This is a genomic window from Ktedonobacteraceae bacterium (assembly GCA_035653615.1).
Taxonomy (GTDB): domain Bacteria; phylum Chloroflexota; class Ktedonobacteria; order Ktedonobacterales; family Ktedonobacteraceae; genus DASRBN01.
This window is the reverse complement of sequence record DASRBN010000005.1, coordinates 84,993-108,379: the sequence shown is the minus strand read 5'-3', so window position 1 is coordinate 108,379 and position 23,387 is coordinate 84,993. Positions and strand designations below refer to the sequence as shown.

Annotated in this window: 21 protein-coding genes; 9 read left to right on the top strand and 12 right to left on the bottom strand. The window is 54.4% G+C overall.

The window, feature by feature from the left end:
* Window positions 1-25 precede the first annotated feature (25 nt).
* Window positions 26-889 carry a GNAT family N-acetyltransferase gene (locus VFA09_03745; protein HZU66367.1) on the top strand — a complete coding sequence of 288 codons (864 nt, stop codon included), beginning with the start codon at window positions 26-28 and terminating at the stop codon, window positions 887-889.
* An 80-nt stretch (window positions 890-969) separates the two neighbouring features.
* On the top strand, window positions 970-1,287 hold the full coding sequence (locus VFA09_03740; GenBank protein ID HZU66366.1) for a DUF5808 domain-containing protein: 318 nt from the start codon (window positions 970-972) through the stop codon (window positions 1,285-1,287).
* 9 nt (window positions 1,288-1,296) lie between these two features.
* On the opposite strand, the gene VFA09_03735 is transcribed toward VFA09_03740, so the two are convergent.
* Both VFA09_03735 and VFA09_03730 read right to left on the bottom strand, forming a co-directional pair.
* Window positions 1,297-1,686 (bottom strand): secondary thiamine-phosphate synthase enzyme YjbQ, encoded by a 390-nt coding sequence (locus VFA09_03735; protein HZU66365.1) that lies wholly within the window; start codon window positions 1,684-1,686, stop codon window positions 1,297-1,299.
* A gap of 114 nt (window positions 1,687-1,800) precedes the next feature.
* Window positions 1,801-2,553 carry a class I SAM-dependent methyltransferase gene (locus VFA09_03730; GenBank protein HZU66364.1) on the bottom strand — a complete coding sequence of 251 codons (753 nt, stop codon included), beginning with the start codon at window positions 2,551-2,553 and terminating at the stop codon, window positions 1,801-1,803.
* A 402-nt stretch (window positions 2,554-2,955) separates the two neighbouring features.
* Between VFA09_03730 and VFA09_03725 the strand changes: the two genes are divergently transcribed.
* Window positions 2,956-3,666: a Type 1 glutamine amidotransferase-like domain-containing protein gene (locus tag VFA09_03725; protein ID HZU66363.1), complete on the top strand. Its 711-nt coding sequence runs from the start codon at window positions 2,956-2,958 to the stop codon at window positions 3,664-3,666.
* Between the two features lie 59 nt (window positions 3,667-3,725).
* Here the strand turns inward: VFA09_03725 and VFA09_03720 are convergent, their stop codons facing one another.
* From VFA09_03720 to VFA09_03710, 3 genes are all read right to left on the bottom strand, one after another.
* Window positions 3,726-5,096 (bottom strand): S53 family peptidase, encoded by a 1,371-nt coding sequence (locus VFA09_03720; protein HZU66362.1) that lies wholly within the window; start codon window positions 5,094-5,096, stop codon window positions 3,726-3,728.
* Between the two features lie 149 nt (window positions 5,097-5,245).
* Complete coding sequence (locus tag VFA09_03715; protein HZU66361.1) at window positions 5,246-6,448, bottom strand: hypothetical protein; 1,203 nt, start codon at window positions 6,446-6,448, stop codon at window positions 5,246-5,248.
* Window positions 6,449-6,558: 110 nt separating this feature from the next.
* Entirely contained in the window at window positions 6,559-7,938 is a 1,380-nt protein-coding gene (locus tag VFA09_03710; protein ID HZU66360.1) for a S53 family peptidase, read from the bottom strand.
* A gap of 263 nt (window positions 7,939-8,201) precedes the next feature.
* On the opposite strand from VFA09_03710, the gene nadB reads away from it, so the two are divergent.
* The 4 genes from nadB (at window position 8,202) to VFA09_03690 (ending at window position 12,248) form a co-directional block, all read left to right on the top strand.
* A complete protein-coding gene (nadB, locus tag VFA09_03705) occupies window positions 8,202-9,947 on the top strand; it encodes an L-aspartate oxidase (protein HZU66359.1) in 1,746 nt (581 codons plus the stop codon).
* Window positions 9,940-10,785: a carboxylating nicotinate-nucleotide diphosphorylase gene (nadC, locus tag VFA09_03700; protein HZU66358.1), complete on the top strand. Its 846-nt coding sequence runs from the start codon at window positions 9,940-9,942 to the stop codon at window positions 10,783-10,785. The genes nadB and nadC overlap by 8 nt, the downstream gene beginning before the upstream one ends.
* Before the next feature lie 85 nt (window positions 10,786-10,870).
* Complete coding sequence (nadA, locus tag VFA09_03695) at window positions 10,871-12,052, top strand: quinolinate synthase NadA (GenBank protein HZU66357.1); 1,182 nt, start codon at window positions 10,871-10,873, stop codon at window positions 12,050-12,052.
* A 28-nt stretch (window positions 12,053-12,080) separates the two neighbouring features.
* A complete protein-coding gene (locus VFA09_03690; GenBank protein HZU66356.1) occupies window positions 12,081-12,248 on the top strand; it encodes a hypothetical protein in 168 nt (55 codons plus the stop codon).
* A 2-nt stretch (window positions 12,249-12,250) separates the two neighbouring features.
* Here VFA09_03690 and VFA09_03685 read toward each other — a convergent pair whose 3' ends face one another.
* From VFA09_03685 to VFA09_03670, 4 genes are all read right to left on the bottom strand, one after another.
* Window positions 12,251-13,237 (bottom strand): YihY/virulence factor BrkB family protein, encoded by a 987-nt coding sequence (locus VFA09_03685; GenBank protein ID HZU66355.1) that lies wholly within the window; start codon window positions 13,235-13,237, stop codon window positions 12,251-12,253.
* Between the two features lie 29 nt (window positions 13,238-13,266).
* The gene (lpdA, locus tag VFA09_03680) at window positions 13,267-14,646 is read right to left on the bottom strand and encodes a dihydrolipoyl dehydrogenase (protein HZU66354.1); all 1,380 of its coding nucleotides are present in this window, start codon (window positions 14,644-14,646) and stop codon (window positions 13,267-13,269) included.
* 5 nt (window positions 14,647-14,651) lie between these two features.
* Window positions 14,652-16,298, bottom strand: coding sequence for an ATP-dependent DNA helicase RecQ (locus VFA09_03675; protein HZU66353.1), 1,647 nt, complete (start codon window positions 16,296-16,298; stop codon window positions 14,652-14,654).
* 144 nt (window positions 16,299-16,442) lie between these two features.
* Window positions 16,443-17,606 (bottom strand): DNA topoisomerase IB, encoded by a 1,164-nt coding sequence (locus VFA09_03670; protein ID HZU66352.1) that lies wholly within the window; start codon window positions 17,604-17,606, stop codon window positions 16,443-16,445.
* A gap of 183 nt (window positions 17,607-17,789) precedes the next feature.
* Between VFA09_03670 and thiO the strand changes: the two genes are divergently transcribed.
* A complete protein-coding gene (thiO, locus tag VFA09_03665; GenBank protein HZU66351.1) occupies window positions 17,790-18,920 on the top strand; it encodes a glycine oxidase ThiO in 1,131 nt (376 codons plus the stop codon).
* 74 nt (window positions 18,921-18,994) lie between these two features.
* Window positions 18,995-20,986 (top strand): PQQ-binding-like beta-propeller repeat protein, encoded by a 1,992-nt coding sequence (locus VFA09_03660; GenBank protein ID HZU66350.1) that lies wholly within the window; start codon window positions 18,995-18,997, stop codon window positions 20,984-20,986.
* A gap of 251 nt (window positions 20,987-21,237) precedes the next feature.
* Here VFA09_03660 and VFA09_03655 read toward each other — a convergent pair whose 3' ends face one another.
* The 3 genes from VFA09_03655 to VFA09_03645 form a co-directional block, all read right to left on the bottom strand.
* A complete protein-coding gene (locus tag VFA09_03655; protein HZU66349.1) occupies window positions 21,238-21,795 on the bottom strand; it encodes a DNA starvation/stationary phase protection protein in 558 nt (185 codons plus the stop codon).
* Between the two features lie 191 nt (window positions 21,796-21,986).
* The gene (locus tag VFA09_03650; GenBank protein HZU66348.1) at window positions 21,987-22,193 is read right to left on the bottom strand and encodes a hypothetical protein; all 207 of its coding nucleotides are present in this window, start codon (window positions 22,191-22,193) and stop codon (window positions 21,987-21,989) included.
* Between the two features lie 89 nt (window positions 22,194-22,282).
* Window positions 22,283-23,317, bottom strand: a complete 1,035-nt coding sequence (locus VFA09_03645) for a D-2-hydroxyacid dehydrogenase (protein ID HZU66347.1) — start codon at window positions 23,315-23,317, stop codon at window positions 22,283-22,285.
* Between the last annotated feature and the right edge of the window lie 70 nt (window positions 23,318-23,387).

Genomic DNA, 23,387 nt, shown 5'->3' with positions numbered 1-23,387 from the left:
TATGAAAGCAGGAGAGGACGGGTTTGTGAATATCACAACGTACAAGCAGGCCGGCGATTTTCTTGCGCGGGCACAAGCTGAACTGGAACGCAACGAGGTACTGAACAACCTGCTCCTTGGTATCGCGCTACGCCTGCAGCAGTTTCCTGAGCATATTGAGATTCCGCCTTACCTGGCAACGGTCGAAGATGAGGGAGAACTGATTATGGCGGCGTTGATGACGCCCCTTTTCAGGCTGGTGGTAACCAGCAACCTGGTCGATGCTTTTGGCGAGGCGCCTTCGCTGATCATTTATAATCTGCGCGAGGATGGATGGAGGGTTCCGGGCGTGATAGGACCGTCTTACCTCTCAGATCTCTTCGCTCAGACATGGACCAGTTTGACAGGCGAAAAGGCTCATGTGCGTACACGCGAGCGGCTCTTTGAGTTGACGCACGTTATCGCACCGCGGCCAGGACCTGGCCGATTGCGAGTCGCGACTCCAGATGATACAGTTCTGGTAGCTCGCTGGGTGAAAGCCTTTATGCAAGAGGCGCTACGAGAGTCTATCAGTGACGAGGAGGCGGATTCTCTGGCGCGAAGGCGAATCGGTAACCATGAATTCTACCTGTGGGAGTTGCCGGATGGGGCTATTGTTTCGATGCTAAACACAACACGCCCGGTTGGGCACATTATCAGCATCAGTTTTGTTTACACGCCACCGGAATTGCGGGGACAGGGATACGCTTCGCGCAGCGTTGCCGCTCTTAGCCAGCACTTGCTTGATAGCGGTTGGGAACGATGCAGCCTCTTTACCGATCTTTCCAATCCGACCTCGAATAGCATTTACCAGCGCATAGGCTACCGGGCGGTGTGCGATTTTAATGAATATGATTTTTCGCAGGAATAGTCCGATTTGCACAACAGGCAAAACGGCATCATAATCAAATCGGTACGACATAAAGCGTCTATAGAAAAGGAGCTAAGAGTATGCCAAAGAGAAAAAAGAGGGGCAAATTTCTGAGTCCGGGTAACATTCTTTGGATTGCGGTGCTTTTGGCGCTATTCGGGTTAGCGATCAACCAGCAACTGAATCGGTCGCCAGAAGAACGCACCTGGCATGGGTCAGTCCTGGGCATTCCATATGACTTGCGCGTGCCGACTATTGACAAGCTGCAGGCTACTTTCTGGAACAAGGATAATCCGCAGCTACTGGTGCCAACAGCATTTGGGATGGGTTGGACGATCAATTTTTATCCGCTGTTTCATCCAAGGAATGATGGCCAGGGAGCCAGGACTGGATTGTAAACATTCTCCCTAAAAGCTGGCAATATGCACTGTTCGTTGTCGTGGCCCATCCAGTTCGATTAGAATGACGCGTTGCCAGGTGCCGAGAAGGAGTCGTCGGTTTTGAAAGGGGATGGCAAGCGATGGGCCGATGATGGATGAGATGAGGTGATCGGGCGCGTGTGTGGGGTCGTGTGGGTGACGATAGGACATCTGCGGCAAAAGATGGCGCAGCGCGGCCAGGAGGTCAAGGTCGGTTCCAGGGTCGAGGTCTGCGGTGGTCAGCGCGCAGGTTGTATGGGCCGCGAAGACGACGCAGACGCCGCTTTCTGCCTGCGCCTCTCGCAAGCAGGTTTCCGCTGTTTCCGTTATGTCAACTACTTGATCTTTTTTGTTTGTTTTGATGGTGACGGTCTTCATAGGCTATCCTCGACAAAGGTTCTCGCGGCGTTTAGCGCCTGGTTTATTCAGTGCTTCTCTGCGCATATTATACGAAATGCAGGCAATGATTGACATGTTGAACGAGGAAGTTCTTTAGTTTGCGAGTACCAGCTTCACAAAATAGCTGGCCTCATTCCACAAGGCATGGGCCATTGTACTGCTCTCTTCTACCTGGAAGATATTCTCAGCAACTACGAATATCTCTACTGTGAGTCCGGTTCCTTCGAGCAACAACAGAAAATCTGTGGGGGCGTAGCAACGAACGGTTTGAGTAATCAACTGTCCTTTTTCTCCAATTGGCCACCATTGATCAAGAAAGCGGCTCCCAATGGGATCGAAGTCATAGCCTCGCATGAGTCCACGGCGGTCATCTCGTTCCTCTGTTCCTGCCTGTTGTATCCACCACGACGGGTTGAAGATATCCATTAGCACGCATCCATCAGGGGCTAACCAGTCTTCTGCCATACGCCGGAGCAGCCGTCGATTGTCTGAATCTGAACCCATGCCAAAGCTATCCCAGTGGCAGATCAGATCAAATTGCATGGGGAAATTCAGCGTATAGTAATCGCCTTCGATGATAGTAAGTTGTCCCTGTCGTGGTTCCTGAGCCAACTCTCGCGCAAAGGCGGCACGAAGTGGACTTAACTCTACGGCGATCACGCTATGCCCAAGATCAGCCATTGCTGCTGCTGTGCCTCCAGCGCCCGCGCCCAATTCCAGGATGCGTTTTTTGCCTGGCCCGCTGTAACGTTCGAGGGATGCTGCTCGCGCACGATGGTGATCAAAAATACCTGTGGGTCCCATCCATTGGCTGCGCTTTGTATAAAATGGTTCAATCCAATCCATTGTTGTTCCTCTGATGTTCTTTCTACCCGGTGCTTTCCAGTCTATACCAGTGATTATATCAAATGCTGGATGCTCTGGTGGGTTTTCAAAACATAGTCCGGTAATGGACGCGGGGCCGATGAATCGGCGGTGGGCACGATGAATCGGCCCTACGGCTCCGCCGTGGCGCCAATTCATCGCCCTGTTGCCGGGTCATTTCGTGAAAATTCATAAGAGCAACAATGGTATTAGCAGTAGGGGCGGGGATTGCGGTGGATGAGTGGTGGGAAGGATTACCCCACCCATTCGCCCCGGCTGCCGGCAGGATATGCCTTTGCCTGTCTTGCGTTTAAGATAGTACAATGGAAAGTGCAGGGCTAATTATGAAGCATTATATATGATACAAGAGAGCGAGGAGATGATATGACGGGTTACATTCTTTTAGAAGGTGGGGCCGAATTTGGCGGGAAGATGGCCGAGCCGGATATGCGAGCAATTGAACTGGCCGGAGGAGCAGATGCGCTGATTAGCATTATTCCCGCCGCAGCTGCTCCCGATAATAATTGGCAGCGCGCGGGTAGCAACGGTGTCACGTGGTTTCAGAGCCTGGGGGCAACGCGAGTTGAGCTTGTTCCTCTCATCGATAAGACTACGGCCAATGATCCGGCTATCGCGGATGTGATTCGCCAGTCGCGTTTGATTTATATGCTGGGCGGTTTTGCCGGCTACCTGGGGGAGACGCTGTCCAATAGTCTCAGCTTGCAGGCTATGCTCCAGGCTTACGAGGCCGGAGCGGTGATCGCGGGCAGCAGCGCGGGCGCGATGGTGCTATGCCAGTATTACTATGATCCTGCCAGGTCTCAGGCTATTCAAGGATTGGGGCTTGTGCCGAATAGCTGTGTGTTGCCGCATCACAATACTTTTGGCAAGGGTTGGGCCAAACTTTTAACCCGGTATCTGCCTGGTGCTGTGTTGTTGGGTATCGATGAGCGGACGGGGATGATCGATGATGGCGGTGATGGCAGGAAGACGGGCTGGCATGTTTATGGCGAGGGCATGGTAACCATATATCGTGGTGGGGAAGCGACTGAGTATGAAGCTGGCAAGAGCTTCAGAGATGATTTTGCATCCTGATAGAAAGGGTTGGGTACAGCGCGGGCGCTATACTCAACCCTCTTTAGTCAGATGCTAGCCTATTTTCCGACGAGGGCGTGAATGAGTTGCGCGGCGTCGAGTGTGCCCCAGCCGGTGACAAAGTCCCAACCGGGTCCGGCGTTGTAGCCCTGAATGCCGTGGCTGCTATTGTTGCCCGTCAAAATGTCGTGATAGAGGGTGTTGTACTGCGAACCGGCTCCCAGAGCATAGAGTTGTGGATTCAGGAAGCCGAGCGGATGGCCGGCAAACTGATTGGCATCGGCAATGATGCCGGCCCATTGTGGCGATCCCTCGCTGGTGCCACCGATGAAGTACCAGGTTCCGGTTCCGAGGAAACTGCCGTAAATCACGATGGACGTACTGGGGTCAGCATTATAGGAGATGTCGGGTAAGCCACGATGGTTGTTCAACTGGCTCTGAATGGATGGTGGCAAGTAGCTCACCTCGTAGTCAGGTTCGGCGAAGTACTGGCTGATACCGCCGCCGGAGCCGCTCCAGCCAACCTCAGACTGGTAGTTTCCTTGCGTATCGGCGGTGAGGTCGGTACCCCCAACAGCCGTTACGTATGGGGAAGAGGCAGGATAGTTGACGGTGGGGAATGGATAGATCTGGCCATGCGTATCGGGATTACCCACACCGGAATCGCCGGACGAAGAGAAGATGGTGACGTTCTGCTTTACAGCGCTGGCATAAAAGTTCTCGAAGTCACTGAGCACCTTTAAGCCCTTTTTATTGGCGAAGAGGGTATTTTCCGTGGTGGCCCAGCTCTGCGAGATGATGTTGCCGAGCTTATGCTTGAGAGCGTACTTTTCCAGCTTCAAGAATTGCGGCATACCAGGGACGCCTTGCGTCTCGGCGACAGGGCTGGTCATGAGGACGATATTGGCGCCAGGAGCCATGGCATGCGCCCATTCGACATCCAGCGAGGTCTCGTATGCCCAGGAGACCATGGTTTGATCGTGTGGATCCCATGGTTTTGTGCCAAGTGGGTGAAGCACCTGGAAGGATGGCGGATCTGGCAGACCATAACCGGCATCGAAGGTCTTCAGGTCGCTCTGGATAGTAGGGCTGCCATAGGAGTCGATGATGATGATGGTCTGGCCGGAGCCGTTATATCCGGCATTGAGAATCGGGTTGAGGTCGTAGGCAGTGCGCATTTCCTGCGGACTGTAGCAGGGATGGTGATACTGCGAATGACACTGAGAGTCCGTGGGCGGAGTGGACGAATTTGGTCCGGCAGTGACCAGCGGAGGCAGCTTCGGGTTGAAAGAGATGTTTCTCGCCGTACTGCTGGCGGCCCAGGCGGTGCTGGTAGCAGCAAAAATAGACAAAAGGCTGATGGTAATGGCTACGACGAAAGACACGATGGAAACGTGTTCGCGAGCCGTGGCGCGGGTTGAGTGAATCAAAATTTTCCCCCTGTGAATGGCTCTTCTGGCAACGGAAGAGCTGAAATAAAAGGATACAAGAAGCATACCCTTCAAACTCAGGAATTGTCAAGGGAAAAAGGCGGGAAATGGGCGGGCGTGGATATTCCTTTTATGGGCGTCCTGGTATGCTATCCATAATACTCGATTAAAGTATCATAGGCGTATTCCGAAGTATTGAAATATTCGCCGACGGCCCAGAGATTGCCTGAAACCGCAATGACTGCGGAGAGGCCGTTGTATGTTTTGCTGACGTTGGGGCTTTTGACAATGCTCCATTTTGTGCCATTCCAGTGTTCGGCCAGGGTAAACACTGGGGGAACACGTGTATCGACTCCCACTGCCCAGATATTACGCGCTGAAATAGCTGCGACGCCGTAGAGCTGGCAAAAGTCCGTACCCACGTTCGGGCTGGGGATAATGCTCCATTGCGTGCCGTCCCAGTGTTCGATGAGCGTCTTATCGGTATTTGAATTGTTGTCGTAGTAGAAACCGGCAGCCCAGATGTTATTGGCGGCAACAACCGTCAGCCCTTCCAGAGAGCTGTTGCTGTTACCGGGATTGGGGCTGGCGATGATACTCCACCGCGTGCCATCCCAATGTTCGACCAGGGTGATGTATCCTGGGGTTTCGCCATAGCCAACAGCCCAGATGTTATTTTTGGAAACGGCGGTGACCGCGGTAAGAACATTGATGCTCTCGCCGGTATTGGGGCTGGAAACCAGTTTCCATTTTGAGCCATTCCAATGTTCGACCAGAGTGAGGTTGCTGTTTTTGGAAATATCGAAGTATGTTCCTACGGCCCAGATATCGTTCTGGGAGAGTGCCCAGATGCCTTCGAGCTGGTTGTCTGAGTTTCCGGCATTGGGACTGGGGATAATGCTCCATTGCGTGCCATCCCAGTGTTCAATGAGCGTTCGTAGAACTCCATTTTTGTAGTATCCAACGGCCCAGACATTGGTGCTGGAAATGGCGGCCACTCCATTTAACTGGTTTTCGTCCTGGCCATTATTCGGGCTGGGGACAACCTGCCAGGCTGTGCCGTTCCAATGTTCAACCAGGGTTTGAGGCGTGTACTGTGGAGTATAGAAGACGCCAACCGACCAGATATCGCCGGTAGAGATCGAGGAGATGGCGAGAAGATCACTACCGGTACTACCAACATTCGGGCTGGGGATCACCTGCCAGTGCTTGTGATTTTTAGAGATGCCGGAATGCGCGCGGGAAGAAGTCAGGCCTGCAGAGCTAGCTGCCAGTATATGGGCTGGCGGAAGAGCGAGTAGCAAGACAAGGGCGAGACCAGGCAGAGCGATCAGTGAGATGAGACGGTTCATGGAAGTTACCTCCTGCTATCGCATGCGACATTACCTACGTATGCCTGCAATCTCATTTGAGGCAATGAAATCGCAGGCACGTATAAGGATGGATACAGGCTACGAACAGACTATTTTCCGACGAGGGCATGAATAAGCTGCGCGGCATCGAGGGTTCCCCAGCCGGTAACAAAGTCCCAACCGGGGCCACAGTTGTAGCCCTGAATGCCATCGTTACTATTATTACCTACCAGAATGTCGTGGTAGAGAGTATTGTACTGCGAACCGGCTCCCAGGGCATATAACTTCGGATTCAAGAAGCCGAGGGGATATCCGGCAAAGTCGTTGGCATCGGCAATGATGCCGGCCCACTGGGGTGAGCCTTCGCTGGTGCCACCGACGAAGTAGTAGCCGGACTGACCCGGTATGAAACTGGCGTAATACAAAATGGAGGTGCTGGGGTCGGCGTTGTAGGAGATGTCGGGCAGGCCGCGATGGTTGTTCAACTGGCTTTGGATGGATGGGGGCAGGTAGTTCACCTCGTAGTCAGGTTCGGCGAAGTACTGGCTGATGCCCCCGCCGGAGCCGCTCCAGCCATTTTCGGACTGGTAGTTGCCCTGTGTGTCGGCATAGAGGCTGGTGCCGCCGACGGCTGTGACATAGGGAGATGACGCGGGAAAATTGACGGTAGGGAAAGGGTAAATCTGCCCGTTGACATCGGGATTAGCCACACCGGTATCGCCGGAGGAGGCAAAAACGGTGACGTTGTCCTGCGCGGCCTGCTGGTAGAAGGCCTCGAAGTCCTTCAGCACTATTTTACCGGCCTTATTCGCGAAGAGGGTGTTTTCAGTCGTAGCCCAGCTTTGCGAGATAATATTGCCCAGGTGATGATCGAGGGCATATTTTTCCAGGTGCAAGAATTTGGGCATACCCATTACACCCTGCGTCTCCGCTACGGGGCTGGTCATGAGTACAATGTTGGCGCCAGGAGCCATGGCATGGGCCCATTCGACATCGAGCGAAGTCTCAACGGCCCAGGAGACCATCGTGCCATCATTGGGATTGAAAGGTACTGAGCCAACCGGATGAAGTATTTTGAATGAGGGAGGGTCTGGCAGGCCATAGCCGGCATCAAAGGTCTTCAAATCACTCTTTATGGTGGGGCTACCGAAGGAGTCGATGATGATAATGGTCTGGCCGGTCCCATCATAGCCCGCGTTCAGGATGGGATTCAGGTCGTATGCCGTGCGCATTTCCTGCGGACTGTAGCAAGGTATACCGTATTGCTGGCGGCACTGGGCATCGGTAGGCGGGGTTGTCGAATTCGGTTCATAGAGTCTGGCCGGGTGTCCATGATAGTTGATCGAGAACGATTTGTGTTTCGGCGGGCTGCTGGATGCCGACACGGGGCCAGTACCGGCAAAGACAGAGATGAGGCTGAGGGCGATAGCCAGAGCAAATGATACTCTTACAAAGTGGCCTTGTGGCTGGCTGCTAGTAATGTGTTTCAAATGTTTACTCCCCCTTGAGAATGGCTCTTCCAGAGGCGGAAGAGAAGAAATACAACAGTTTAAAGGTATCTCTCAGATTACATGATTGTCAAGAAGAAGGATCGTTCTATCGTTCTTTTCCCCTTGAATTTTGGAAAATTCCCTGGTATACTTGGCATTAATCAGTTAGTGTACAGAAAACACTTTTTTCTTTTGTCCGCGGACAAAGTGTTTTTTTTACACTTATGTAAGTGTACTAAATACACTTATTGAAGGAGAAAGAAATGATCGCGGATAGCCAATCATACGATGTGGCGATAATCGGAGGTGGCATTGCAGGACTCTCGGTCGCTTTGCGCCTGCCGGAGCAGATGCGGGTTGCGCTTTTCACCAAGGGGCAACTTGGGGAGAGCAATACACGCTATGCACAGGGCGGGCTGGCAGTGGCATTGGGAGACGATGATAGCCCCGAATTGCATTTCCAGGATACAATTGCGGCAGGCGCCGGGCTTTGTGATGAGCAGGCGGTGCGCATCCTGGTAGAAGAGGCTCCGGCAGCGGTGCGGTGGCTGATCGCGATGGGTGTGCGGTTTGATCGAGCGCACTCCGGCGATGAACATACCACGGATGATGGATTGTTGCTGGGGCGAGAGGCGGCGCATAGCCGCTGGCGCGTTTTGCACGCGGGCGGAGATGCTACAGGCGCAGAAATTGAACGCGCGTTGATGAAGGAGCTACTCAAGCGTTCCTCGATTGTGCTATATGAAGAAACTTTTGTAAACCGTCTGATCGTTGAAGAGGGAGTATGTACCGGGCTGGAGGCAATCGACCGCGAGGGAAACGTATTCAGCGTGAAGTCGGACGCGATAGTCCTGGCGAGCGGGGGCGCGGGAAGCTTATGGCAGCATACCTCGAATCCGGCTGGTGCGACGGCGGATGGGCTGGCGCTGGCATGGAGGGCGGGTGCTGCTGTGACCGACCTGGAGTTTATGCAGTTCCATCCGACGGTGCTGGTAGCCGGTGGTGGTTCGCATCTGATATCAGAGGCGGTACGCGGCGAAGGAGCTTACCTGCGCAATCACGCGGGCGAGCGATTCATGCTTCGCTATTCTCCATTGGCGGAGCTTGCGCCTCGCGATGTGGTTGCCCGCTCGATACTGAGCGAGATGCTATCCGAGGGAACCGATTGCCAGTACCTTGACCTGCGCCACCTGCCTGCGCAACGCATGCACGAGCGTTTCCCCACCATTTCTGCCATCTGTCGCGGCTATGGACTCGATCTTGCCACAGACCTGTTGCCTGTTGCTCCAGCGGCCCATTACTGCATGGGCGGAGTGATGGTTGATAGCTATGGCCGCACGACGGTTGATGGCCTGTATGCGGTGGGAGAGGTTTCCTGCACGGGCGTGCATGGCGCGAACCGGCTGGCGAGTAATTCGTTGCTTGAGGGACTGGTCTTTGGGCTGCGATTGGCCGATGGGTTGGTAGAGAAGCATGAAGCGCTGGCAGGAGAAATGCAATTCCGAAGGCAGGCAACCACAATTACGCTTGCGCTTGATGAGATGGAACAGCAACGAGCGGCCACAAGGGTTCGCATATCACACTGCACCATCCCTACAGTGACAGACACACGGAGCGAGTTGAAGAAGATCATGTGGAAGCATGTTTCGCTGCGTCGCGACGAGGCTGGGTTGATGGAGGCGAAACGGGCGATTGATGCGCTACGCAGGAGTATGGCCGAGAGGCCGGAAGAAGAACAGGCGCTTCCCCGTTGGCTTGAGACGAGGAATATGCTTATCGTGGCCGGGCTGGTGGTTGAGGCAGCTTTGCAACGACGCGAGAGTCGAGGGAGCCACTGGCGCGACGATTTTCCGGCTATGGATGAGGAACTGGCAGGACATCACTATGTGTTCCAGGCGGCACAAGAGGAGGGCGACGAAACATTGCTGAGCGGCAATATTCAGGGTCGCCGGGTGCCGGGAGATGGGACTCCCGGCACCTCTACAAAGGAGATGGCGTACCATGCCTAAACCACCTATTGATAGTATTCGGCAGGCGCTGGCCGAAGATGGAGCGGAATTCGATATTACGACTTTGAGTACGGTTCCAGAGGGACGACAGGCGCAGGCGCATATCCTGGCCCGCCAGGACGGCGTTATTGCCGGACTCGAAGTGGCTATTGCGACTTTCCAAGAACTTGACGCGCGGATCGCGGTCGAGCAGATGGTAAAGGATGGAGCGCCTGTGCATGCCGGGCAGGTTCTGGCGCGATTGAGCGGCCCGGCGCGTTCAATTTTGAGCGCCGAGCGTGTGGCGATGAACTTCCTGGGGCATCTTTCCGGCATTGCTAGCCTGACCGCGCAATGCGTAGATGCGATTGAGGGCACCGGGGTACGTATTCTGGACACTCGTAAGACGACGCCTGGGCTGCGCGCTCTGGAGAAGGAGGCTGTGCGCCTGGGTGGAGGTCAGAATCATCGCTCTGGTCTGAACGATGGCGTGCTGATTAAAGACAACCATATCAAGGCAGCGGGAGGAATCGCCGAGGCTGTTACGGCAGCGCGCAAGGCGGCTCCTCACCTGCTGAAGATCGAGGTAGAGTGCGAGACGCTGGCGGAGGTGCGGGAGGCGCTGGAAGCGGGGGCAGATGTGGTGCTGCTGGATAATATGAGTATTGAGGTGATGAGTGAAGCGGTCAGGCTGGTACGCCGTATGAACCCGGGAGTATTGATCGAGGCCTCGGGAAATATTGGCACGAATCCCGCGCGCCTGGCAGCGGTGGCAGCAACGGGTGTGGATTTCATCTCGCTGGGCGCGCTGACGCATTCGGCTCCGAATTTTGATGTTTCGCTGGAGTTTGTAGAATAAGCAATCGAGCAGGGCAATCACAAGGATCGCCCTTGTTACATACGAAGCGTTTATGGTTGCCAGACGCTAACAAAGGAGATTTTCTATGGCAATTCAAGCAGTTTGTGCGGAAAGCAAGGAAGAGCGCATTCTGCCGCTTTTGTCTCCTCGCACGCGGGGGGAGCATAGCCATGGAGTGCGCATTGATCATGTGCCGTTGAAGTACGCGGAGATGTCAGGGGAGGAGCTGGATCAGCGCATCGCGGCTGCAAAAGCTACATTGGGAGAGCGGCTTGTGATCCTGGGGCATCACTACCAGCGCGATGAGATCATCAAATACGCCGATTATCGCGGCGATTCGTTCAAGCTGGCGCAGCTGGCGGCAGCTCGCCCGCAGGCGGATTATATCGTGTTCTGCGGGGTGCATTTCATGGCCGAGAGCGCGGATATCCTCAGCGCGCCACACCAGAAGGTGATTTTGCCTAACCCTGCCGCCGGTTGCTCGATGGCCGATATGGCGAATATTGCCGAGGTCGAAGAGTGCTGGGCGATGCTTGAAGAAATATTGGGGGAGGATGCGGGGATTATTCCGGTCACGTATATGAACTCGGCTGCCAATCTGAAGGCATTTTGCGGGCGCAACGGGGGTATTGTCTGCACCTCGTCGAATGCTCCTGCGGTGATAAAGTGGGCATTTACTCAGGGCAAGCGCGTACTATTCTTCCCGGATGAGCATCTTGGACGCAATACGGCGCTGAAGTATGGCATTCCGGAGGAGCAGATGGCGGTGTGGAATCCAAAAGACCCGCTGGCCTCGATAGATGCTGAGGAGGAGATCGAGCGGGCCAGGATCATCCTGTGGAAGGGCTATTGTACGACGCATATGCGTTTCAATGTGCAGCAGGTCGCGAAGGCACGTGCTGAATATCCTGGCATCAAGGTGCTGGTACATCCCGAGTGCCGCCGCGAGGTGGTAGAAGCGGCTGATCTGTACGGTTCGACCGAGTATATCATCCAGCAGATCGAGCAGGCTCCGGCGGGCAGTCAGTGGGCGGTGGGAACCGAGATCAACCTGGTGCATCGACTGGCGAAAGAGCACCCGGAGCAGCTGATTTTCTGTCTTGACCCGGTTGTGTGTCCGTGTTCTACGATGTACCGCATACACCCGGCCTATCTTGCCTGGGTGCTTGAGGGACTGGTTGAGGGCAAGGTGATTAACCAGGTGAGCGTGGACGAGGAGACGGCGCACTGGGCGAGGGTAGCATTGCAGAGAATGCTGTCGCTGTAAGCAATGCTGGACAGAATAAAACAGGTACATGGGCAATAAAAGTAGGGGCGATCCTAAAATCGCCCCACCAGGAATGCCGCGGCAGCGCGCCTATACCAGGGAGCAGTTTGAGCGCCTGGCCGCTGAGAGCGCCTCCAGTGGATGCGAAATCGCGGCTCAGGAGATTGGTATGGAAGTACGATTGAAAAAGCCGTAAAGCTAAGAATCGGGTGAATCGGAGGATGCTGCTCTCTGTCCGGGAGCCTCGCTATTGATCCTGCCCACCATCTTGCTGATGAAGGTGGGGAGATAATCGGGGATTGGCCGTACTCCCTGGATCATGGCATTGATCTCTGCGCCGAGCAAAAGAATCACAGCAAAAAAGTAGAAAAAGAGCAGCAGAATGATGGCAAAACCTACCGGTCCGCTGATGCCGACGAGGAAATGCGTGGCATAGAATGGAAAGAGCAAGAAGTAGATTTCTACTCCGAAGGCGGCCAGCAAAGCTCCTTGCCAGCTATAGCGAAAGCTGATGTGCTGATTTGGCACGATCAAATAGATGGCTTCAAAGAGAATAAAGGAGACGATGAAACTGGTCACGTACCCACCGATGGTGACGATAGCATTACCGACAGCGCCTGCATAGAGAAATTGATTGTTGATGAGGGTGAATATAAACCTGGATGCGATCGAGGTAAAAACCATCAGGGGGATGAGAACAATAAATAGCAGCAGCATGCCTATGGCCATGAGATTCTGGGGAATAAATGAGCGATTTTGCACGCCGTAGATGATGGCAAAGCACTCATCGAGTACGACAAAGAGGCGAGAACCTAAGAAAAAGGCGACGACCAGGGCAATCACGAGCAGAATTCCTGTTTCGTTAGCGACCTCATGTAAAGCAATGGTCAGAGCGTTTTCCTTAGAGATTATGCCTGGGAACACACCGGAGACTGCTTTTGTGATGGATGCTTGCACACCCGGCAATCTGAGGATCTGGCCGGTGATAGCGATAATGGCTACCGCGATAGGTATCATGGCCATAAGCAGATTGTAAGCCAGCAGGCCGGCGAGATTCATCGACCAGTCATTGTTGAACTTGATGATAAAATTCTTCAGGGGATTCAAGGGGTGAAAGACAGCCTGGATGCGCTTGTTGAATCTCCATCTCTTCTGGTTGTGTGATTGCTTCACATGAGATGGCATTATTGACCCTCCTTCGTGGATTCTGGGCGCTAGAGCTTCCCTGCAGCCAGGCGCACAATTTCGGAGATGGTGGGGTAGGGAAGAATGGTGGAGGCAAGGGCCTGGACAGGTAATGAGGCGTGCATGGCCAGGACGATGGGGGCCAGCAGATCGCCGGCCCTGGTGCCGAGGATATGGCCGCCGAGGATATTTCCCCTGCTGTCTACGAGCAGCTTTATCAGGCCGTCGGTTTTTCCGTCGATGAGGGCGCGTTCATTTTCGCTGAAAGGGACACAGGTCGAGCGATATTCTACATGTTCCTGTTGAAGTTGCTGTTCGGTTTTTCCGACATGAGCAAGGGATGGGTAGGTGAAGATGCCCCAGGGTATGACGCGATCATCAAATGCATAGGGATTGCTGCTGAAGGCGTTATGAGCTGCCAGTTTGCCCTGTTCGGAGGCGACATGGGTGAATTGATAGGGGCTGGCGACATCGCCCGCGGCCCAGATATGAGGCACAGAGGTACGTAAGTGTTCATCGACGATGATGCCTTTTTTGGAGGTTTGCACGCCGGCAGCTTCAAGGTTGAGTGAAGTGAAGGAGGCACGACGGCCGACCGCGATTAGCAGTTCGTCGACCTCAAGTTCTTCCTGATCTTGCTCGCCGCATTGAACGGTGAGGAGCTTGCAAGCACCTTTCTTCTGAACTCGTTTGAGTTCGGCACCAGTTTTCAGATGGATGCCTTCTTTCGTGAGCAATTCGCAGAGCTTACCGGCCAGTTCGCGATCTTCGGTATCGAGGATGTCGGGACTGCGTTCCAGGACGGTGACTTCGACGCCGAAGCGGCGGAACATCTGGGCAAATTCGATGCCGATGGCGCCGCCCCCCGCGATTGCCATGCGACGCGGCAGAGAGGGCAGTGATACCGCCTGGACGTTGGTGATATAGCCGGCTTCATCGAGGCCTTCAATCGGTGGGATCAGCGTTTCACTGCCGGTAGCGATGATGATGCGCTCGGCGGAAAAGGTATCATCGTAACCTGATACGCTTATTTCGTGAGGTGAGAGAAATTTGGCCTCGCCTTCGAGGGTGTCAATGCCCTGTTGAGCAAATCTGGCGCGTGCCTCTTCGGGCGTTCCCCCGCGCAGGCGAATGATAATGTCTTGCACGCGTTGCTGAACGGCGGGCCAATCGACCTGGGATTCGGGGATGTCGAGGCCATATTGAGAGGCATGACGTGTTTCGTAGAGCAGGTTCGCGGTGTAGAGCAGCGTTTTGGTCGGGTCGCAGCCATAGTTGAGGCAGGTGCCGCCGAGTTTGCCTCGCTCGACAAGCGCGATGCGCAGGCCTTTTTTGTCTATAGAAGTGACGGCGGAGCTACCCGCGGCGCCGGAGCCGATGACCAACAGATCGTACTGTTTTTTTGCCATAGTTGTTATTCCTCCTGCACAGGCTCAAGCAGACCTTTTTCGATCACAATATCGACCGCGAGGGTTTTGTAGCCGACTTCATCGAAGAGGATGACCATTTTGCCATTCTCGTATCGCAACACAAGACCTTCGCCCCAGGTTCTATGTATGACACGGCTGTTGAGCGGAAATGGTTCATTCTCCGTGTTTTCTGCTTCGGAAATGCCTGCATCGCAGTTATCGCAGAAGCCACAGCGTCCCTCAAAAGGTTCGCCGAAGTAGTTGAGCAGGTATCCGCGGCGGCAGTCCGTCGTCTCGGCATAGCCGCGCATCATGTCGATGCGTGATTGGTCGAACTGGCGGCGGGATTGCTGCATCTGCATCGCGGAATCTTTCACTTCGCTGAGGTCTGGAGGATGGTCGGCAGGAGCGACATCGCCGTTGGGGAGCATTTCGACGACGCCGATTTCTTCGAGGCTGGTAAGTATCTGCATCAATTTCGTTTCTGAAAGATGCAGTTCTTCGCGCAATTCGCCTGGACTGACCGGTTCTCCATGTTCCTGGATGACGGTGGTTACCAGCTCAACCTGGTCGGCGTCGATTTTACCGCTGCCGGTGAGGAATTGCTGGAGGCCGAGGTCTTTGGGGTCGTAAAAGAGGATGGCCCCGGCATCGATGCCATCGCGCCCGGCGCGCCCAATTTCTTGATAGTAGGAGTCAACGGAATCGCTGATATCGTAGTGGTAGACGAAACGGACGTTTTCTTTGTTGACGCCCATGCCAAAGGCGGTGGTGGCAACGATTACGTCGACTTCGCCATCCATGAAGGCCTGCTGTACGGCATGGCGTTCCTTCGTCTTCATGCCAGCGTGATAAAAGAGGGCTTTTTCGTTATGCGCTTGCAAAGCATGAGCGACTTCTTCCGCATGTTTGCGTGTGGCGACGTAGACGATGCCAGGTTTTTCAGCGCTGGCGACTCTCTCGACCAGTGCTTGCATTTTCTGAGTTTCATCGTGGAACATTTCGACGCCGAGCCAGATGTTGGGGCGGTCAAAGCCCTGCACGACAACGCGAGGGTCGCGCATATTCAGGCGCTCCAGTATCTCGGTGCGGACGGGCAGGGCGGCAGTGGCGGTGAGGGCAAGCACTCTGGGATGACCGAGTTCTTCGATGACGCTGCCCAGGCGCAGGTATTCGGGGCGAAAATCGTGGCCCCATTCACTGATACAGTGGGCTTCATCGACGACGAAAAGCGTGGGATGAGCGGCTTTCAGTTGGGCAAGCGTTTCCTCGTTATTGAACTGTTCGGGGGCGAGGAAGAGAAACTGGAGATTGCCGTGGTTGAACGATTCTATTACCTCACGCCATTCACCTGCGTGGATAGTGGAGTTCAATAGGGCAGCGCTGCCCACTTGCTGCTCTTCAATGGATTCGACCTGGTCGCGTTGCAGGGCGATGAGGGGGGAGACGATGATGGTTGGCCCATGCATAAGCAAGCCGGCGGCCTGGTAAATCATGGATTTGCCCGAGCCGGTGGGCATGACGGCAAGCGTATCATGTCCATCGATGACGGCCTGAATTGCCGGTTCCTGCCCCGGACGGAGGTTTTCGTACCCGAATTTTTCGTGAGCGATGCGGCGCAATTGGCGCCTGGCTTTATGCTGTTGTGTCATTATCATCTGTTCATCTAGTTGGGCCGAGCATGGGGTTTTCCTAACGTATTCCGGCAATTCCGCACGGGCCGATAAATCGGCGATGTGTACGGTAAACCGGCCCCTACGGGGTTGCGGGTATTGGTTACAGAGCGCGGTGCTACGTTATTGTTTCTCTGATTCTTGTTGTAAAAATGCCAGTACCAGAGATTCTTCTGGGCGTAAACTCTCCTGTTCATCAGAGGAGGGCGGTGCAAGCACCTCCTCCCCGCCTCCACCACCACTCCCGCCCCTACTGTGTTGTTCGTGATATTGTTTGATGTAGTTGAGCAGGGAGCCGTTCATGTAGGAGTCGATGATGGCGGGATGGACGTAGCATTTGCGGCAGATGGCGGGAGTATTACCAAGCTCCTGGGCGGCTACTTTTATGGCCTGGACGACGTTTTTTTTGGCCTGAGTCTGGGTGTCAAAACCGCCTATGGATTGCAGGGCTTCGGTCGCGGCAACTGTGCCGCCCCAGGTGCGAAAATCTTTGGCGGTGATGTCCTGGCCGGATATCTCTTGCAAGTAATCATTTACGTCGCTTGATTCAACTGTGCGCAGGTCTCCATTTTCGTTGATGTATTCAAAAAGTACGTGGCCAGGCAGGTCTTTAGAGCGCTTGACGATTCTGGCAAGCTGGCGGTCGCGGATATCGATGACGTGCTCTTTGCCGCTCTTGCCACGAAAATGGAATTCGACCTTCGAGCCTGAGACTTCGACATGCTCATTGCGCAGTGTGGTCAGGCCGTAGGAATTGTTCTCGCGGGCATACTCTTCGTTGCCGACGCGAATAAGGGTGGTATCGAGCAACCTGACGATGGTGGCAAGTAGCTTGTCGCGGGGCATACCGGAGAGAGATAGGTCATGGGCGACCCGCGCGCGCAGCCTGGGCAGCATCTGGGCAAACGAAATCATGTGATCATATTTGGTTTCGTCGCGTACCTGGCGCCAGCGCGGATGATAGCGGTATTGCTTGCGTCCTTTGGCGTCTCTGCCGGTGGCCTGGATATGGCCGTTAGGCTTTGGGCAGATCCAGACGTTGGTCCAGGCGGGTGGAATGCCAAGCGACTTGATGCGCTGTAGTTCAGCGGGGTCGCGAATGGGTTTGCCATCGAGCCCTATGTAGCTGAAGTGCTTGCCGACACGCTTGCGGCGGATGCCGGGCATGGCATCGGTGACGTAACGCAAACCTGCGGCTTTCGCCGTTTCAATAGGGTCTTTGGCATCACAATTTTCCACATCGCCCAGGGTCGGGGGCTGCTGCGGCATGGGTTCAGCTATTGACACTTCCTACCTCCTCCTCAATACGTGTATGTTATAGAAACAGTCCCTTTATAATATAGGGAATACGTCCAATGAAAGCCTGCCTGTGTGTATCACGTTTGTTGGGGAAAGGATGTGACAGGGGCGGAGCGGAGCGATTGCCAGATTTCATGCTACAATAAGGTTGGAGGGAGATGAAAGATGATTATGAGTAGAACAACAGATGTTGCCATTATTGGCGGGGGAGTGAGCGGCTGTTCGATTGCTTACCAGTTGAGTAAGGCTGGGGTGCAGGTCACTGTTCTAGAACGAGAAGAGGTCGCGGCTGAGGCTTCGAGCGCGGCGGCAGGATTACTTGCTCCGGCAGGGGTACTTACCGGTCCTGAGGAGGGGGCAAAGCTGTTTCTGGCAAGCTGGTCAATTACAGGGGAGGTGATTGTTGAGATCGAGGCTGTGAGTGGCGTGCTGGTCGAGTATTTTCGTACAGGTGCGCTGCACCTGGTAGAGGATGCAGATGAAGAGGCTGAAGCGGAGAAGTATGCGGAGGTGTGGAAAAAGCATGCGCCCGATGTCGCGTGGATAACAGGCGATGAGCTACACCGGTTTGAGCCATTGCTGCATCCGGCGTTCAAGCGCGCGCTGTACATTCCCCACGCGGCGAGTATTCGACCGAGTTTGATGACGATGGCGTATGCCGAGGCAGCGCGCAAGAATGGGGTTCAAATTTTAGAGCATACCGAAGTAATCGGCCTGGAGCAGAATTCAGAGAGGGTTACGGGGATTGAAATAGCAACTGGAGAGATGATTGAATGCAAACAAGTTGTGATCGCGGCAGGAGCATGGTCTGAGCATATTGGGCGATGGTTGGGGTTGAGCATTCCTGTTTTTCCGGCGCGCGGCCAGATTCTTTCGCTGAGACAGCCGGCTACGCCGCTCAACCATACGATCTTTGGCAATGGCGTGTACCTGGTGCCCAAGGTCGATAATACGATCTATGTTGGTGCCACGGTTGAGAGTGTTGGGTTTGATAAAAGGAATACCGCCGGTGGTCTGTACTGGCTGCTTTCGTCTGCTATCCGGTTGATCCCCGAACTTGAAGGAGCAGCGCTGGTGAACATGTGGGCGGGTTTGCGTCCGATGTCGCGGGATACGTATCCTATTCTTGGTAAAGCGCCTGGCTGGGAGAATGTTATCCTGGCGACCGGGCATGGCGCGGGTGGCTTCGAGTTGAGCGCAATCACGGGCAAGGCGATTGCTGAGTTGATAACGACAGGAAAGACGCCGGATGTGATCCTGCCATTCGGGCTTGAACGGTTTCAAGAGGGATCAGCGATATAGGTAGCAGAGAAACTTTGTTGGCCGTTTTGCTCGTATAATGATTGGTTTTAGATGCAAAATGAAGGGAGGACGACATGACGCAGAACGCTGCTGGCAACCGGGTAATTTATCCTGAAAATGTGCCGGAGTTGCGGCTGGACTGGACTTATGCTACAGGGGGGGCGATCAGTTCCTCGCCGGTTGTGGCCAATGGAACGATCTATTTCGGCTCAAGCGACCATAACTTGTACGCGCTGGATGCCGGCAGCAGGCAGTTAGGCTGGAGGTATTTGATGGGCAATACTGTCGAAACTGCTCCGGCAGTGGCTGACGATGTGGTGTATGCCGGCTCATTTGATGGCACGCTGGTGGCGCTTGAGGCCAGATCAGGTGGTCTATTGTGGAGCTACACCACGAAGGATGCTATCGACGCTGCTCCGATTGTCGCAGATGGGTTGGTGTATGCAGGTTCGACCGATCATTCGCTGTACGCGCTGGATGCCAGCACGGGCGACCTGCGCTGGCGTTTTGAGGCAGAGGGAGGTATTCAGTCTACGCCTGCAATCGCTGATGGGATGGTTTACTTCGGGTGCTGGGATGGGACGCTGTACGCGCTGGATGCTTCTACCGGCGCGAAGGTATGGACTTTTACGACGGGTGGGAGGATCAGTTCTTCACCGGCGGTAGCCAATGGGGTTGTGTACTTCGGCTCGCAAGATCATAGCATCTACGCGCTGGATGCTGGTACGGGCGCGGAGTTATGGAGCTATGAGACGGGAGATATTATTCTTTCTTCGCCGGTAGTGAGCAATGGAGTCGTCTATATTGGGTCGCACGACAGCAGGTTGCACGCGCTGGATGCGGTTCGCGGCGAGTCACTGTGGAATTTCCTGGCCGGGGGTGCCATCGATGCTGCTCCTGTCATTGCCGATGAGGTGCTTTATGTTGGCTCCTGGGATACGAACCTGTACGCGCTCTCTACCATAACAGGCGAAAGGCTGTGGAGCTATGCTACCGGAGATGCCATCGAGGCAGCGGCGGCCGTCGCAAACGGGGTAGTGTATGTGGGTTCGCGCGATGGCAAGCTTTATGCATTTACCAGCGACAGGCTGTGGAGCTATACGACGGCAGGAAGCGTGCAGTCGTCGCCGGCGGTGGCAAATGGGCTGGTCTACGTTGGCTCGCACGACCATAGAGTCTATGCATTAGATGCGATGAGTGGTGATGAGCAGTGGAATTACGTGACGGGAGGTAGCATCTATTCTTCACCGGCAGTTGTGGATGAAGTGGTCTATATCGGCTCGAATGATAACCTGGTCTATGCCCTGGCAGGTAGTACGGGAGCCAGGTTGTGGAGCGCGGCAACCGGCGGGAACGTTACGGCTTCGCCTGTAATTGCGCAAGGGATGGTGCTGATTGGTTCGCACGATCATACCTTTTACGCGTTTGATGTGAATACAGGTGAGAGGTTGTGGAGTTATACGACCGGTGGGCCTATTTACTCCTCGGCCGCGGTAGACAATGGAAAGGTCTACTTCGGCTCATATGATTATAAGCTATACACGCTGGATATGATGACGGGCAAAGAGATATGGAGCTATGAAACGGAAGGTGCTGTGCTATCTTCACCGGCAATTGCGGAGGGCAGAGTCTACTTTGGTTCGCGCGATCACAACTTTTATGCGCTGGATGCTGCTAGCGGCATGGAAGTATGGAAGTATGAAGCTGGCGATATGATTCATTCGTCGCCGGCAGTCGCTAATGGGATCGTGTATTTCGGCTCGCACGATCATAGATTATACGCGCTCGATACCGACTCGGGCGAGGAATGGTGGAGCTTCAGGAGCGGAGGAATTATTGATTCGTCGCCGGCACTGGCAGATGGCGTAGTATATGTTGGGTCGCAGGATCATACGTTGTATGCGCTTAATGCGGAGAGCGGTGAGCGGCTCTGGAGCTATACAACGGGCGGAATGATTGTTTCGTCTCCACGAGTAGCTGATGGGGTGGTGTATATGGGTTCGGATGATCGCAACCTGTACGCTTTTAACCACAGGCAAATCCTGGGGAAGCCTGCCGCTAAATAATGAGTTTGAACAAATGAATAGGGCCATTGTTTGTGGCGTCTGCCGGTCCTGTCATTCTGAGCGCAGCGAAGAATCTCTGGCGAAGAACACTGAGATTCTTCGCTGCGCTCAGAATGACAGGACCGGCGCCTGACTTGAGATTCTTCGCTGCGCTCAGAATGACAGGATGTGGCTGCTCTTCTTGCCGATCTTGATGGTGAATATTCATCATCATCGACCTGTTACCTGGGCTATCTCAGGACAGCACGATGTCAGTCGGTATTGTTCAATCCTTGCACGATCTCGAAGAGGAACCACTTGCGGCGTTCGCTCTCGTCAATAAGGATTTCTAGTTGACTGGCTGTGGCTACATCGCGACAGCGCTCGCATACCTGATGCGCTTCCCGCTGCTTCTTAGCGAGGTGGGCGTTGTCCTGCATCAAGCGCCTGGCCATTTCGCCAGGAGGGACAAACTCGTTGTTATCGTCCTCAATTGTCTGCAACTGGCTGATATGGCTGATACTGCGAATGGTGGTGCCACCGACACGGCGCACACGTTCTGCCAGGGTATCAACGGCATCGAAGACCTGGTCGGCCTGCTCGTCAAAAAGCAGGTGGTAGTCGCGGAAGTGCGAGCCGGACAGGTGCCAGTGGAAGTTCTTGGTTTTGACATAGAGAGCAAACAGGTCGGCGATGAGAGGATTGAGCGCTTCGGTGATTGCCTGTGACTCCTGGGATGTCAGGTCCGTAGGTGTCGCCAATTGTGCGGGCGCAGGGAATAGCTTGACCTTGCCGTTGGATTGGGTTTTCGTTGCTTGTCTGGTTGTCATGATATGTGTTCTCCTGATGGAAGCTGTAAAAACAGTTTGCTCCTGAAAATGGACAGGTAAGGGAGTTGCGCAGAGCAGTTTCAGGAGCAAGGTTGGAACGTTAAAGCTACGTATATGTACCGGTAAAAGTACCGGTTTGTGGAGTAACCCACGTCCATTCTACGTTTCTACGAGCGGAAAAGTTCCAGGCCCTACGGCTCAGGAGGGCACTTCTTGAGTTCATTTTCTACAAGTTGGAGGGTATTTTGCAGGCTTTTGAGAATGCTGACAGTCTCGATAGGGTTGGCTACGCCGTCGTACTCTTCCATGCTGATGTTTTGTTTCATGGTATTGATTTCTAGCATGAGGTTTGTATGGAGCCGGCGCAATTGGCTGCACCTGTTCTGAGTATTTTGCATGTGTTTGTCTCCTTCTTTTTGTTGCTAGTTTTTCCTTCTTTTCAGATTCTATTACATTGTGTACGAGCAGTCCAGGATAGAGGAAGACATTAATACTCCTGTTCTTTGTCTACGAGGTTGTAGAGGGGCTGGCCGGCGAGGTAGCGGCACAAATTTTCGGCGAAGATCATTGAGACGCGGTTGTCATATTCGGGGGTGAGGCCGGAGATGTGGGGGCTGAGAAAGACGTTGGGAAGATGCCATAAGGGGCTATCGCTTGGGAGCGGTTCCTGTTCGAATACGTCGAGAGCGGCTCCTGCGATCTGTTTCTCTTCCAGGGCTTGAATGAGATCGGCTTGATTGCAGACGTCACCGCGAGCGATGTTGACGAGGAAAGCGCTGTTTTTCATGGACTGGAAAGCGGCTCGATTGAACAGGCCGCGTGTGCTGGAGGTTGATGGAAGGGAGATGACGACGATATCGCATTCACCTAGCATGGCATGGAGTTGATCCGGGACGTAATAGCGCGCGGGCAGCGAGCCGTCGGGGTCGCCAACACCGGGAAATTGAAAGCCATGATCGCGGTGGTCGGCGCCGCGCTGCATGGCGAGGATGCGCATGCCGAAGGCGGCGGCCAGGCGCGCGACCTGGCGACCGATGCTGCCGTAGCCGACGATGCCGATGGTTTTGCCCCATAATTCCTGGGGGAGAAAGACCGAGCGAGATTGTGCCTCGGGCGGCCATACTCCTGTTTGCTGCCATTCAAGCAGGCTGGGGAGACGATGGAACCAGGCCAGGATCATGGTAAAGACGTATTCGGCGATGTTGACGGCATGAATACCGCTGGAAGTGGTGAAGATAACATCAGTTTTGAAAAGGGGCTGATTCACGACCTGGTTTACGCCTGCCGAGTAGAGTTGCACCCAGCGCAGGTTAGGAACCTGGTCAGGGGCAGGCAGATTCCAGCCGAAGGTGTAGAGAATCTGGGTTTCTCGCCACAGGTCTGTGGGGATGGTATTCAAATCGCCGGGCGAGCGCTTTTCAATACGCAGGTTGGGTGAGATTTGCTGTAAACGTTCCAACCAGCCTGCGCCGAGGCGAGCCAGGCTGAGGACTACAATGGGTTTGTCGTTCGTGGCAGTCATAAAAGAGAGTCTCCTATATTAGCTTTGTGAATTGGCGCCGGGGGGCCGATAAATCGGCGGTGTGTACGAT